This is a genomic window from Xylophilus sp. PBN-3R, assembly GCF_057747805.1.
This window is the reverse complement of sequence record NZ_CM173225.1, coordinates 883431-896962: the sequence shown is the minus strand read 5'-3', so window position 1 is coordinate 896962 and position 13532 is coordinate 883431. Positions and strand designations below refer to the sequence as shown.

General features: G+C 65.9%; 10 protein-coding genes. 2 read left to right on the top strand and 8 right to left on the bottom strand.

Going from position 1 to position 13532, the window contains the following annotated elements:
- Nucleotides 1-2 precede the first annotated feature (2 nt).
- The 7 genes from tssM to AC3ANW_RS04090 form a co-directional block, all read right to left on the bottom strand.
- Entirely contained in the window at nt 3-4058 is a 4056-nt protein-coding gene (tssM, locus tag AC3ANW_RS04120) for a type VI secretion system membrane subunit TssM (protein WP_488343934.1), read from the bottom strand.
- A gap of 42 nt (nt 4059-4100) precedes the next feature.
- Nucleotides 4101-5351: a type VI secretion system protein TssL, long form gene (gene tssL / locus AC3ANW_RS04115; RefSeq protein WP_488343933.1), complete on the bottom strand. Its 1251-nt coding sequence runs from the start codon at nt 5349-5351 to the stop codon at nt 4101-4103.
- Nucleotides 5348-6703: a type VI secretion system baseplate subunit TssK gene (tssK, locus tag AC3ANW_RS04110; RefSeq protein ID WP_488343932.1), complete on the bottom strand. Its 1356-nt coding sequence runs from the start codon at nt 6701-6703 to the stop codon at nt 5348-5350. Before tssK ends, tssL begins: the two co-directional genes overlap by 4 nt.
- 53 nt (nt 6704-6756) lie before the next feature.
- Nucleotides 6757-7242 (bottom strand): Hcp family type VI secretion system effector, encoded by a 486-nt coding sequence (locus AC3ANW_RS04105; RefSeq protein WP_488343931.1) that lies wholly within the window; start codon nt 7240-7242, stop codon nt 6757-6759.
- 61 nt (nt 7243-7303) lie between these two features.
- Complete coding sequence (gene tssC / locus AC3ANW_RS04100; RefSeq protein WP_488343930.1) at nt 7304-8806, bottom strand: type VI secretion system contractile sheath large subunit; 1503 nt, start codon at nt 8804-8806, stop codon at nt 7304-7306.
- A gap of 22 nt (nt 8807-8828) precedes the next feature.
- Entirely contained in the window at nt 8829-9341 is a 513-nt protein-coding gene (tssB, locus tag AC3ANW_RS04095; RefSeq protein ID WP_488345352.1) for a type VI secretion system contractile sheath small subunit, read from the bottom strand.
- Between the two features lie 393 nt (nt 9342-9734).
- Nucleotides 9735-10604 carry a LysR family transcriptional regulator gene (locus tag AC3ANW_RS04090; RefSeq protein WP_488343929.1) on the bottom strand — a complete coding sequence of 290 codons (870 nt, stop codon included), beginning with the start codon at nt 10602-10604 and terminating at the stop codon, nt 9735-9737.
- Between the two features lie 91 nt (nt 10605-10695).
- On the opposite strand from AC3ANW_RS04090, the gene AC3ANW_RS04085 reads away from it, so the two are divergent.
- Both AC3ANW_RS04085 and AC3ANW_RS04080 read left to right on the top strand, forming a co-directional pair.
- Nucleotides 10696-11652 (top strand): 2-hydroxyacid dehydrogenase, encoded by a 957-nt coding sequence (locus AC3ANW_RS04085; RefSeq protein WP_488343928.1) that lies wholly within the window; start codon nt 10696-10698, stop codon nt 11650-11652.
- Nucleotides 11653-11693: 41 nt separating this feature from the next.
- A complete protein-coding gene (locus AC3ANW_RS04080) occupies nt 11694-12107 on the top strand; it encodes a VOC family protein (RefSeq protein WP_488343927.1) in 414 nt (137 codons plus the stop codon).
- Nucleotides 12108-12120: 13 nt separating this feature from the next.
- Here the strand turns inward: AC3ANW_RS04080 and AC3ANW_RS04075 are convergent, their stop codons facing one another.
- Nucleotides 12121-13488: an amidase gene (locus AC3ANW_RS04075; protein WP_488343926.1), complete on the bottom strand. Its 1368-nt coding sequence runs from the start codon at nt 13486-13488 to the stop codon at nt 12121-12123.
- Nucleotides 13489-13532: the final 44 nt, after the last annotated feature.

The following is a 13532-nucleotide window of genomic DNA, read 5'->3' as shown; positions in this document are numbered from 1 at the left end:
GCTCAGGTCGCCGTTCCGGGGCAGTGAAACCCGCGCAGCACGTCGCTGTTCAACGGATGGGGCTGGCTGCCGGCGCTGATGCCGAGCAAGGCCTTGCGGCCGTCGAAGCCGAATTCGACGCTGACCCGGCCAGCGGTGGCGCTGGTCAGCACACGGCCTTTTTCCAGCAGGTGCAGCAAGGCCCACGGACCGTCCACCGACAGGACCGAGGTGGCGCCGGAAATCTGCGGGTTGGCCGTCAGCGCCGCTGTCGACCCGCCGCGCGGTCCGGGCCATTCGACCTTCAGCGGCTGCGGCGGCCCGTGCCGGTAACGCAGCGCCTGGCCGTCGATGTCGATGACCAGGTCGGTGATGGTCGGGTCGAGGTCGAGCACGGTGACCTCGACCTTCCAGCCGAGCTTCTTGCCGCCGTTTTCGCGGAAAAGAAGCTCGCGGATCCTTTGCGCACGGTAGAAGGTGTCGAGGTCGGGGCCGCCCTGCGCCAGCAGCTTGAGCCACTCGCCCGCCAGCGTGGGGCCGGTGCCGGCAGGGGCTGCGTTGTCGAGCGCGGCCAGCATGGAAGGCAGGACGCCGCCGGCCGCGCGGTATCGCCAGGGACGAGCGCTGGTGTCCACGAACATGGCCAGGTGGCGCTGGAAGAATTCGTCCGTGGCGCCGCCTGCAGCGAAGAGCTGGGTGACATCTTCGACGGCGGCGTCCTGGCTGGAAGCTGCAAAGGGGTAGCGGCCTTCGATGCCGCGCCGGCAGGGCTCGCCCACGTTCTGCGCCAGCAGGCCGAGCAGCCGGTCGAGTTGCTGCTGGGCCTGGCGGCGCAGGATGGTGCCGGCGCCCTCGCCCACCCGGCTGCTGCCATTGCGCGCCAGCGCCAGCAGGACTTCCCGCAGGGGTGGTGGCAGCTTGCCGGCTTCGAGCAACAGACGGGCTCCGGCATCGCCGCCGGCGGGTGGCAGCGAACCGGCCGCCAGGGCCGTGTCGGCCACCACCAGCTGGTTGTAGAAATCGTTGACCACCACCGATACCGCGTCCAGCCCGGGCCTGGCGGCGGCCGCCGCGACCAGGCCCCCGTCGCCGGCAGGTGCGGTGTCGGCCTGGCCGGTGACGAGTTCGTGCAGGGCTGCGAAATGCTGATCGACCAGGGTTCGTTCCGGTAAGTCGCTACGCCGGGCGACGGGCGCCGGGGCCGAGGACGGAATCGCTGCGGGGACGATCTCCAGCGAGCGGCCGGGCGCCGCCTGCGCCAGCGTGGTTTCACGCGCTGCGGCACGGGCCAGCCGGATGAGCGGCGAATCGGGTGCGGCGAACTGGCGCAGCACACTCAGGTCGAAACCCAGGCTGCCACCTGCCGGACCGACCAGCTCGGCGGAAGTGTTCGACGGGATCGGCGGATGGGCCCTGGCGGTGCCGACGGCGCGGATCGACCCCAGGAAACGGTCCCAGTGTTCGACGTATTCCGACAGGTATTGCCGCCTCACTTCCTCCACCATCGCATCGGCGGCCGGCGAGGCTGAAATGCCTGGATCGGGCGCCGACCGGCCGGCCAGTGCCTGCTCCGAATCGCTGCGGTCCATGACCCAGGCATCTTCCGGGAATGCTCGGCCCACGAAGGCTGCCAGGCGTTTGTCGAACAGGCCGTGATAACCGTCGTAGGTGAAGAGGCCGGGCACGCCGGATTCGAGCGAGAGCCCGCCTTCGCGCGAGAACACGGTGCCGGCCTGGGGGCCTACCGCCCGTACCAGGGTGAAGTCGGGTGGCGCGTCTTTCTGGAAGGCCGTGCGCGCCCGCTCGTACAGCCTTTGACCGGCGGTGCGGCTGTCCAGGAAAGCCTGCGCCTCGCGGATCAGCGTCTGGCTGGGTGGCGACGCCGCCTGCATGGGCCGGGCACCCGAAAACAAAGAGCGGAGATGGGCGGCGGTGGCGTCGCCCACGCCCAGCGCCGCGGCGCCCTGCCCGGTGGTGATGTCGGCCAGCACCCATTCACGCACATCCCGCGCCGCGCCTTCGGCCATGTAGCGGTCCTGGTCGTGCAGCAGCTTGTAGACCCGCAAGGCGGCATAGACACCGGGCGCATCCTGCTCGCGCAGGCGGGCGGCGAGCACCACCTGCAGCCGCTGCAGTACGACGGGCAGGAGCAGGTGCTCCTGCAGTCCGGAATAGACCTGCGCCGATGCGGCCATCACCGGCTCGGCCACGAACAGGCCATACGCGAAGCTGGCGGGCGGGCCACCCTCGCCCAGCGCGGGATGGACCGGAACCCGTCGGGCCGAGTCGAGCACCGCCGGCACGTTGGCGCGGGTGGGTTCGGCCAGCAGTTGCATCACCTTGCCGCGCAGTTCGACGGTGCGGGCCTGCACCGTGTCCAGGTAGGCCAGGTTGTTGCGCCAGCTGGTGGTGAAAGCCAATGCCAGCCAGCCGAATATCAGCAAGGCGAGGCTGTGCCCCAGCAGGCGCAGCATGCGGAACCTGAACTCCCAATGGCGATTGGGTCGTACAAGATGCGCCTCGGGGATGACGATCCGGGTCAGCAGGTCGTGCAGGAAAAAGGACTGGTGCTCCGCCGGCTGGGGCTTGGCAGGCGGCGGCGGCTGGTTCGTCGCCTCGGCGAGTTGCTGCAGCACCGTGGCGGTCTGCATCGACCGCGGGACATCGCCCTGTTCGGCACTGCAGAAATACACGCCGCGCAGGGTGTGGGGGTCAGGGGTTTCGTCGAAACGGGAATCGAGGAAGACGTCGTCGACCAGACGCGCCACCGACTCGCTCACCCCCGCCATTTCCAGGGGTAGCGTGAACAGCTGCTGCCGGCGGTCGAGTTCGAATTCCTCGTTCAGGCGGATCCGCAGGCCCGCTTCCAGCCGTTGTTTCAGCCGGTCCAGCTGCTCGCCGACCTGGCGCTTCACGCTGTGGCGATCACCATCCGGCAGACCGGCGCGTCGCCAAGGCACTGCGGGCCTCGGCGTCGCCAGGGTGAAGCCCCAGACCTGGGTACGGCCCTCGCTCGTGAGGGACTGGAAGAATTCGCGGAACCCCCGCATCTGGTCGGCCTTGGATACCACCAGGTAGACGGGGAAGGCGATGCCCAGTCCGCGCCGCAGTTCGGCCAGCCGGTCACGCAGGACGCTCGCCTGCCGGGCCCTTTCCGAGGCATCGGTCTCGACCAGTTCGGCAACACTCACGACCAGCAGCACGCCGTTGACCGGTGCACGCGGCCGGTGCTTGCGCAGCAGCCCCAGCAGGCCTTGCCACTGCCATTGCGGTTGCAATCGCAGCTCGGCGGTTTCCGCTGGATCGGTGGGCGCGGAGTGACCTGTCTCGACATAACGACCCGAGGTGTCCAGCATGACCGCCTGGTTGCTCAGCCACCAGTCGCAATCCTCGGTCGGGTGCGCGTCCTGGACCGGGTTGCTGCTGTCTCGTGTGAGGGGAAACTGCAGTCCGCACTGCCGCAGCAGCGCCGTCTTGCCCGCACCTGTCGGCCCGATGACCATGAACCACGGCAAGGCATACAGATGGCGGCGGTTTTGGAACCAGCGGCGCCACAGGCCGCCGTCGCGCATGGCCCGCAACCGGAACAGTGCGCGCTGGAGCTTCAGGTCGATCTGCACCAAGGCACGTTTCCGTGCCGCGCCGTCTTCGTCGATTTTTCGGAAACGGAAGAACCTGGACAGGAATTGCGGGTCTTCCGAAACCTTGCCCAGCAGCCGGTGGAGCCAGTAGCCGGCATACACCAACAGCAGTCCCACGATGCAGAGGATGCGCACTTCTCGCGAAACCAGTGGCTTCAGGCTGCCCAGAGACAACAAGGGGCCCGCCATCCAGATGCACAGGCAAAGGCCGATCACCACCAGCAGGCCGAAGGGTCCGCCGGTGAGCGACAGCAGCGCGGTGGCCAGCAGCAGCATCAGCACCACCAGCCGGGCTGAACCCGAAGCCAGCGGCTGTACGCCATCCAGCGCGACCAGTGGGCCGCCGAACCACACGGCCATGCCGACCAGCAGAAGGCCGCATAGCAGCAGCGTGATGCGGGAGAAGACGAGGTTCAGGAATGAAACGAGCATTGGCATGGGGAACTCGGCAAATCGGAGGTGGCAATCGGCAATCCGTGCCTAGTCGGCGCTGAGGATCAGGTCGACACGCCGGTTGCGTGCACGCCCGGCCGCGGTACGGTTGTCGGCCAGCGGCTGGGTGGCGCCCATGCCCTGGACCTGGATGCGTGACTTCTCGACACCCTCGGCCTGAAGCGCCACGGCAACGGCGTTCGCCCGGGCCGCGCTGAGGTGCTGGTTGTCGGGAAATTCGGGGGTGCGTATCGGCTGGTCGTCCGAATGGCCGTTGACGAGCAGACGACCGGGAAGCTCGTTGAGCTCGCGCGCCACTTTGCCGATCAAGGGCACGGTGCGGGGATTGAGCCGTGCCTGGCCGGGCGCGAACATGTCGTCGCCCCGGAAACTGACGGCGCTGCGGGTCTCGTCTTCGTCCACCGTGACGGTGCCGCGTTCCATCTCGGCCTCCAGCAGGGATTTCAGGCGCATCGGCCGGACCCGGGACACCAGCACCGGCGCCTGCAGCGTACCCAGGGCCTTCAACTGCTCCAGCACTTCCGCACCACGCCGCACCAGCTGGATCTTGTAGTTGCAGAACAGACCGGCCAGCACCAGCAGCAGCAGGCCGCAGACACCGCGCAGCGGAATGATGTGCAGCGGCCTGAAGCGCCCCTTGGTGGCGGCCTGCGCATGGGGTGAAAGCCGGGCGGGCACCTCGCCCCGGGCGGCGGACAGCAGCACGAAGAGCCGGTGTCGGATGGTTTCAAGCTGGCGCCGTCCTTCGCTGGCCAGGGCTGCGCCGTAACGCCCTTCGAAACCCAGGCAAAGGATGGCGTGAACCAGCTCGATCAGGTCCATGTGCTGCTGCGGACTGGCCGCCAGCTTGCCGATCAGAAGGAAGACCTTGTCACCGCCCCGGTTGTCGCCATGGAAACGCATGGCGAGCTGGTGGTTGGACCACACCCCCACCTGTTCGCCGCCATTGCCACCACCCCAGCGGGTGCTGGTGGCGGCCTCGTCGATGGCAGTGCACAAGGCATAACTGGCGGCCACCAGGTATTCATGGCGGATCTGCGCGCCGGTGCACAGGGCCTGGAAGTTCTGCACCTCCCGCTCGAGCAGCCGGTTCAGTACCGACACACCGCGCGGATCCAGTTCAGGCGGAAGTTCGGCCCTCAGTCGCAGCAAGGGCATGGCAGCCTCGAACAGCGGGTTGGCCGCCGCCAGCACGGATGCCAGGCGCTGCGCCTGGGGCAGGCCCGGGGGCAGCACGACGTCGTCCCCGCTCCCGCTGTCCGGGGGTAGAGGACTCATGTGCGCTGCACTCCCCACAACTCGACCCGCATGCCGGGTATGTCACCGCCGATGTGCATGGCCAGGCCGCCATGCGTCAGCAGGTGTTCCCACTGCAGGCCAAGCGGCTCCAGCTGGAAATACACACGGCCGGCCTGGAAAGGCAGTTGTCGCGGCGGCACCGGCAGCAGCAGCAGGCCGATGCCGGGGATGTGGGCGCGGATGACATCGCCCAGCCGGTCCACCGGGCTCAGCTTGCAGCGCGCCGGAAATTCGCTGGCGATCTGCGCCACCGGCCAATGGGCCGTTACCGTCAGGACCAGGCTGCCGAAATTGCGCAACTCGTCGGGTTCGATGCTGCCGAACAGCACATTGTTGGCACGTGGCTGCAGCGGAATGCGACGGGCGCTGCGGACCAGCACATCGTTCAGCAAGGCGGACACGTCAACCATCAGCGCCTGAAAAGAGCGCTGGAGATCCCCATGCTGGTAAGCCGTATGCGACAAGGGTCGGCGGGACTCGGACCGCACCAGGCTGGAGAGCTCTCCGCAGAAGCCGCGCAGCAGGGTGTAGACCTGTTCGGGCGGCGTGGCGGCCACCTGCAGCAGATGCTCCAGCAGCGGTTCGTTGCGGTTGAGTATCTGCAGCAGCAGGAAGTCGGATATTTCGGCGGTGTCCTGCGCCTGGCCGTCGCTTGCGCTCAGGCGGGTCGCCAGCGATTCGGCCCGCATGTGGCAGGTTTCATGCAGGTTCTTCAGCCAGCGGACCAGCACCTCGCTGGCACCGAATCCGCTGACGGACGGTATGAAGTCGGGATCCAGCTCGACGCAGCCATCCTGGGAGACCCTGTGGATGCGGGCCAGGGGCAAGGCCAGCCACGAATCGTCTTTCTGGTCGCCCACCATGAGACGCGTGCGCAACTGCGACATCTGCACCGGCTGCGGCCCCTGGCCGACAGAGTTGGAATCCCGCAGTTCTGCATCGAACACCGCGAAGCGGGCGAGCGATGCCGGCGCCGCGTCGAAGCCCTCGAAAGTGGTTTCCTCGCCGGTGCCGCCGGGCACGCTCAAGGCCAGGCAGACCACCTTGCCCACATCCAGCGCCCCCACCTTGAGGGGCGCGGGCAAGGGCCCGTCGGCCGGCAGTTCGAATGGGGTGCCGTCCTGGAAAATCCCCTTGCAGGCGTCCAGTCCGACCATGCCGAGCGCCAGCAGATGAAGCTGGATCTGCTGGTGGCGGAAACCCCAGAAGAAGGGACCACCGGCCAACGCCCGCCGGTGGGCATATTGCTCCAGGTACCGTTCCTGTTGCTGGAAAAGCTGGGGCCGCAGGAACAGGCCTTCGCTCCAGACGATCTTGTTGAACCTGGTCATGGCGACGGATTTCCGATGGTGCTTGTGTGCTGATGGCGTTACGGCATGCGGTTTCAGGACTCCTTGTTGCCCTTGATGTCGTAGCTGGCCGTCACCGCGCCGCCGCTGCCGCCCTGCGCGTTCTGCACCGCGTATTCCTGCTGGATCTTCGAGAAAGAGAGCCGGACCTTTTCGCGGATGCGCAGTTCGTCGGCGCTGCCACCGTAAGGCGCCACCGAGGTCACGATGACGTCGGTGAAGACCAGCCGCAGGTATTCGAGGGGATTGCCGCCGGCCTTGCGGACCGTGAGCTTCGCCTCGGCCACGTGTTTGCCCGTGAGGCAGTACTTCATGAGATTGGGGCTGGAGCGGTCGATGTAATGCTCGAACTCGAAATCTTCGACCGTGGCCTTGCCCGCACCGCCGCCGGAGCCGGCATGCATGGAAGACGACTGCAGCACTTTCCAGTTGAACGACAGCACGTCGATTTCGTTCTTGTGGCCGGTGTCGGGCGATTCACCGTCGATGCCGTCGATCTTGAGGAAGATGTCTTGTGCCATGGTGGCTCCGTTTGTTAGGAAGAAGGGAAAGGAAAGGCGGCAGAAGGCAAACGCAAGGCGTTCAGGCGAGTTGCTTGAGAGACGGCAGCTTGGTGACCAGTCGCAGCGAGACCGTCAGGCCCTCGAGCTGGAAATGCGGCCGCAGGAAGAACTTGGCGCTGTAGAAACCGGGGTCGCTGGCGAGTTCCTCGACCACCACTTCGGCAGCCGCCAGCGGGCGCCGCGCCTTGGTTTCCTGCGAGGAGTTGGCGGGGTCGGCATCGACGTAGAACATGATCCATTCGTTGAGCCAGCGCTGCATGTCCTCGCGTTCTGCGAAGCTGCCGACCTTGTCGCGCACGATGCATTTCAGGTAATGCGCAAACCGGGTGCTGGCAAAAAGATAGGGCAGGCGTGCCGCCAGCTGGGCATTGGCGGTGGCATCGGGGTCGGTGTAGGCCTGGGGTTTCTGGATCGACTGGGCGCCGATGAAAGCCGCATGGCCGGTGTTCTTGCGGTGCACCAGCGGTATCAGGCCGGCCCGGGCCAGCTCGGATTCACGCCGGTCCGAAATGGCGATTTCGGTGGGACACTTGATGTCGAGACCGCCGTCGTCGGTGGGGAAGGTGTGACAAGGCAGGTTCTCGACCGTACCGCCCGATTCGACGCCGCGGATCATGGTGCACCAGCCGAATTGCTTGAAACTGCGATTGATGTTGACCGCCATGGCATAGGCCGCGTTGGTCCAGACGAAGTTGCGGTGGTCGGCGCCGTCGGTTTCTTCCTCGAAGTCGAATTCGTCCACCGGATGGGTCTTGGCGCCATAAGGCAGGCGCGCCAGGAAACGCGGCATGGCCAGGCCCACATAGCGGGCGTCGTCGGTTTCGCGCAAAGCCGACCAGGTGGCGTGTTCCAGGTTGGCGGTGATGCGGGCCAGGTCACGCGGATTGGCCAGTTCCTGCCACGACTCCATGCCCAGCAGGTAAGGCGACGCGCCGGCGATGAACGGCGCATGTGCGGCAGCCGCGATACGGGCCAGGGCCGCCAGCAGTTCGACGTCGGCCGGAGAGTGGTCGAAGCTGTAGTCGGCCACCAGGCAGCCGTAGGGCTCGCCGCCCAGCTGCCCGTACTCCTCTTCGTAGATGCGTTTGAAGATGGGGCTCTGGTCCCAGGCCACGCCGCGGTGGCGGCGCACCGTGCGGCGCATCTCGTCCTTCGAGATGTTCATGAAACGAATCTTGAGTTTCTCGTCCGTCTCGGTGTTGAAGACCAGGTGCTGCAGGCCTCGCCAGGCGGACTCCATCTGCTGGAAATCCGGGTGGTGCAGGATCAGGTTGACCTGCTCGGACAGTTTGCGGTCGATTTCCGCCAGGATGGCTTCGATGGTGCTGTAGGCGTCGTCGGTCATGGTGGTGCCGTGCAGCAGGGCCTGTTGGGCCAGGGTGCATACGGCGGCTTCGACGGCGCCGCGGGCTTCGTCGGTGCGGGGCTTGAACTCGCGGTCGAGCAGGTTGGAAAACTGGTCACGGTCGGCGACGGCCGGTGGCAGGACGGGCAGGACGGCGTTTTGCTGCAGGACGTTCATGGGTGTCTCAGGTGATGGGGGGTCAGGCGGCGCCGGCGGCGGCCTGTGGGTCGGCCAGCAGACGCATCAGCGCCGGTTGCTGCAGCAGCTGGTTGAGCAGGCTTTCGGCACCTGCCTTGCCGTCCATGTAGGTCAGCAGGTTGGCCAGTTCGCTGCGGGCCTGGAGCAGGCGCGCGAGCGGAAGCACCTTGCGGGCGACCTGTGCCGGCGAGAAGTCGTCCATGCTGTCGAAGCTCATGTCGACCGCCAGCTGTCCGCCTCCGCCCAGGGTGTTGGGTATGGCGAAGGACACGCGGGGCCGCACCGCCTTCATGCGTTCGTCGAAGTTGTCGGCGTCGATGGCCAGGAACTTGCGGTCGGCGACCGGCGGCAGCGCCTCGGCGGGGCGGCCGGAAAGGTCGGCCATGACACCCATCACGAAAGGCAGTTCGACTTTTTTCTCCGAGCCGTAGACCTCCACGTCGTATTCGATCTGGACCCGCGGTGCGCGGTTGCGGGCGATGAATTTCTGGCTGCTGGCGTTGCTCACGGATATTCCTGTGGGTTTGGAAAGAAGGGGCCGGGATGGGAGGACGACGAAACAGGCCGGCGGTGTGGCGACCGCGGGGTTTCATTACGTTGATTTGTGCCTCGGCTGACGACGCGAGGGCAATAAAAGACAAGATTCCGGCGAATGCGGAGGAAAAGATTCGATTACCTGGCTTTGGATAATCGACCCCAGGCGGACAGACTTGCACCGCCGGTGCGGCAAGCTGACGTCGACCCTTATTATTTTCATGCGCGGTGTTGAAACAAATGTTTAAGACCGCGGAGTGTATGAATAGTTGGGACCCGCTTCCTGATTAATTATTAGAGTTTCCTTTAGCTGAAAATAATTTCCTTTTATACGGGTTGAAACCTGATCACACAGGATAAAAAGGACTTTCAACTATTCGGCATGAATATCGGCTACCGCCCGCCACCAGTCGCCATTCAGGTGGGCATGCGGGTTATCGATTCTTTCGACCATGCCGATCTCGCGATAGAAGGTGTCCGTTTCCAGCGGAATGGCGCGGACCTTCGCACCGATCACCACCAAGGCGGGTGTGGTGGGCAATATGGCCACGCCCGCGCCGCGCGCCACCAGCAGGGCGATGGCCTCGATGGAGTCTGTTTCCACCGATTCACGCACCGTGTATTTACGCCGCCGCAGAAACCGCTCCACCAGGCTGCCGCCGTGCGAATGGCGTTCGTAGCGGACGAACGGCCGGTGCGCCAGCAGCCACGCCACTTCGCTCGACGTTTCGTCCGCCGGCACGATGAGCACGAAAGGTTCACGCCGCAAGGTGCGCCACTGCAGCACACCTTCCAGCGGATAGGCCGGCTTGACGATGAGCGCGCAATCGAGCTGCTGCTTTTCCACCAGCGCCATCAGTTCCAGAGAACTGCCCGGCGTCAGGTGCACATCCACATTCGGGAATCGCTGGCCGAACAGCACCAGCGCATCGACCACCCGGCCCAGCAATTCCGTGCCGATGGCTCCGGCACGCAGGGTGCCGGTCACATCGGCATCTGCTACGCCGTGGGTCATCTGACCGAACAGTTGCACGATCTGCTCCGCATGCACCAGCGCACGCCGGCCGGCTTCGCTGAGCACTGCGGTGCGGCCGCTGCGGTCGAAAAGTTCGATGCCCAGCGTTTCCTCCAGCTTGCGCATCTGGATGCTGACCGCCGACTGCGTCAGCCCCAGCCGATCGCCGGCTGCCGAGAATGTGCCGTGGCGGGCGACGGCAGAGAGGGTTTCCAGGTAGCGGATCATGGGTCGGCCTTCAGAAGATCATGAATAACTTTTATGTTTTACCCCATGATTTTTCGTGTTTTCATGAATTAATCTTTTTAAGATCAAATGCATGAACGCGCCAACGCCTTTCCAGACTTCGCAGCCGCTCCCCATCGCCCTTTGCTGCAACCCTGCCGATACCGAGGCCTGGCAACACGGCCTGCACGCCGCCCTGCCAAATGCCGAGGTCAGCGTGTGGCCGGCGGCTTCGGCCCGGGCGCAGACCGCCGTGGTCTGGTCGCCGTCGCAGGCTTTCATGGATGCCCATCCGGACCTGAAACTGATTTTCAACATGGGCGCCGGCGTCGATGCGCTGATGCGCCTGCGCTTGCCCGCGAACGCCCAGGTCGTGCGTATCGAGGACGGCGGCATGGCGGTGCAGATGGCCGACTACGTATGCCATGCCCTGTTGCGCCACTTCCGCGAATTCGATGTGTATGCGCAGAGCGCGGCCCAACAGAAATGGGCGCCGCGTGGCCCCCGCAGGCGCCAGGATTTCCCGGTCGGCGTGATGGGCCTGGGTGCCCTGGGCCAGCGGGTGGCACGCAGCGTGGCGGCCTTCGACTTTCCGGTGTTCGGCTGGAGCCAGTCGGCCAAGTCCATCGAGGGCGTGCAGTGCCTGTCGGGTGCCGGGCAGTTCGACGAGTTCCTGTCGGAGACCCGGGTGCTGGTCTGCCTGCTGCCGCTGACGGATGCCACGCGGGACATTTTGAACTACCGGTCGCTGTCGAAACTGAAACCCGGCGGCTACCTGATCAACGTGGCACGCGGCTCGCAACTGGTCGAAGAAGACCTGCTCCGGCTGATCGACGAAGGCCACATGGCAGGCGCCGCGCTGGACGTCACCCGGCAGGAGCCGCTGCCGCCGGAGCACGCCTTCTGGACGACCCCGCAGATCGTGCTGACACCCCATGTGTCGGCCCAGACGCTGGTGCACGAATCCATCGCTCAGATCAGCGAAAAGGTGCGTGCCGCGCTGGCCGGCGAACCGCTGCGCGGCGTGGTCGACACCGCCCGCGGCTACTGAAAAATCCCGAACCGACACCGAACAACCAGAAGAACCACACCATGCAAGCCATCTTCCATTTCGCCTTCAACATCACCGACCTCGACCAGGCGCGCGCCTTCTATGGAAACGTGCTCGGCTGCAAGGAAGGCCGCAGCACCGATACCTGGGTCGATTTCGACTTCTTCGGCCACCAGATCTCGCTGCATCTGGGCCAGCCCTTCAGCACGGCCGCCACCGGCAAGGTGGGAGACAAGATGGTGCCGATGCCGCATTTCGGCCTGATCATGGCGCTGCCCGAATGGCAGGCCATGGCCGACCGGCTGACCGCCGCCGGCACCGATTTCGTGCTGAAGCCGCAAGGCCGTTTCCTGGGCGAACCGGGCGAGCAGTGGACGATGTTCTTCCTCGACCCGTTCGGCAACCCGATCGAGATCAAGGGCTTCCGCGACCTGGAAGCCGTCTATGCGACTTGATCAGGCGGCCTGATCAGGCGACTGCGCCTTCGATGGCGCTGCCCACCGCCAGGACATGGGCGTCGGTGCCGGCGCAGCCGGCGATCATCAGACCGACCGGTGCCTTGCCGGCCTCGTGGCAGGGCACTGACAGGGCGCAGCCGTCGAAGGTATTGACGGCGGACGGATTGCGCAGCATGCGGCCGTTGAAACGGTAATAGGCCTCGTCACTGGCCGTCACCTCGGCGATGGTCGGCGCGGTATCAGGCGTAGTGGGCATCAGCATGGCGTCAAAGCCGGCGGCAGCGCGGTTCACCGATGCGATGTAGGCGCGGCGCAGATCGAGTCGCTGCACATAGTCCGCCGCCAGCACCGGGGCACCGGTGCGGATGCGGCCCAGCACCCGCGGGTCGTACAGGTCAGCCTTACGTTCGATCAGGCCACGGTGAAAGGTGTAGGCCTCGACGGCGGTGACCATGCCGCGCGGGTTGATGTCCGCCGTGCGCCCGAACTCGGGCATTTCAAGTTCGACGATGGCGGCGCCGGCCGCTGACAGGCGCGAGAGCGCACGTGCAAACGCACTCGCGACATCGGGCGACAGGTCGTCCAGAAAATAAGTGCGCGGCACCGCCAGGCGCAGCGACGACAGCGGCAGCGACTGGAAATCGCCCGGCGTTTCACCGGCCAGGATGGCGTCGACCAGCGCGCAGTCCCGCACCGTGCGGCCGATGGCACCGGCCGAATCGAAACTCGTCGCCAGCGGCATCACATGGTCGAGCGGAATGCGGCGCTGGGTCGGCTTGAAACCCACCAGGCCGTTGAGCGCCGCCGGAATGCGCAGCGAACCGCCGGTATCGCTGCCGATGGCCGCCGCCGCCATGCCGTCGGACACCGAGATCGCGCCGCCCGAAGTCGAACCGCCCGGAATACGGCCGGTCTCCCGGTCGAATACCGAACGCGGTGTGCCGTAGTGCGGATTGACCCCCAGGCCGCTGTACGCGAATTCGACCATGTTGGTGCGGCCGATGAGGATGGCGCCGGCTTCACGCAGGCGGCTGACCACCGGCGAATCCTGCGTGGCGGCCGGCTCGCCGACCATGGCCTTCGAGCCGCCCAGCGTGGTCACGCCGGTTTCGTCGAACAGGTCCTTCAGCGAGACAGGAATGCCCGCCAGCACCGGCAGCAACTGCCCGGCCTTGCGGTGTGCATCGACCTGCGCGGCCTCGGCACGCGAACGTTCTGCATGCACCTGGATGAAACAGCGGCCGCCCTCGCCTCCAGGGGCGTCGATGGCGGCAAGTGCTTCTTCGACCAGTTGCGTGCTGGTGAGCCGGCCATCGGCCAGTCGGGCGGCCAGTTCGGTCAGGTCGAGGTTCTGCAGGGCGTTGGCGACGGTAGTCATGGATATCGGTCGGCGGATGGACGGTAAGACATTCGAAATTAAAC

Excerpts from the sequence above, each read along its gene's own strand:
- AC3ANW_RS04085 (WP_488343928.1), top strand. The coding sequence starts at position 10,696 with ATGAACGCGCCAACGCCTTTCCAGACTTCGCAGCCGCTCCCCATCGCC.
- AC3ANW_RS04090 (WP_488343929.1), bottom strand. The coding sequence starts at position 10,604 with ATGATCCGCTACCTGGAAACCCTCTCTGCCGTCGCCCGCCACGGCACA.
- tssM (WP_488343934.1), bottom strand. The coding sequence starts at position 4,058 with ATGCCAATGCTCGTTTCATTCCTGAACCTCGTCTTCTCCCGCATCACG.
- tssL (WP_488343933.1), bottom strand. The coding sequence starts at position 5,351 with ATGAGTCCTCTACCCCCGGACAGCGGGAGCGGGGACGACGTCGTGCTG.
- tssK (WP_488343932.1), bottom strand. The coding sequence starts at position 6,703 with ATGACCAGGTTCAACAAGATCGTCTGGAGCGAAGGCCTGTTCCTGCGG.
- AC3ANW_RS04080 (WP_488343927.1), top strand. The coding sequence starts at position 11,694 with ATGCAAGCCATCTTCCATTTCGCCTTCAACATCACCGACCTCGACCAG.
- AC3ANW_RS04105 (WP_488343931.1), bottom strand. The coding sequence starts at position 7,242 with ATGGCACAAGACATCTTCCTCAAGATCGACGGCATCGACGGTGAATCG.
- AC3ANW_RS04075 (WP_488343926.1), bottom strand. The coding sequence starts at position 13,488 with ATGACTACCGTCGCCAACGCCCTGCAGAACCTCGACCTGACCGAACTG.
- tssC (WP_488343930.1), bottom strand. The coding sequence starts at position 8,806 with ATGAACGTCCTGCAGCAAAACGCCGTCCTGCCCGTCCTGCCACCGGCC.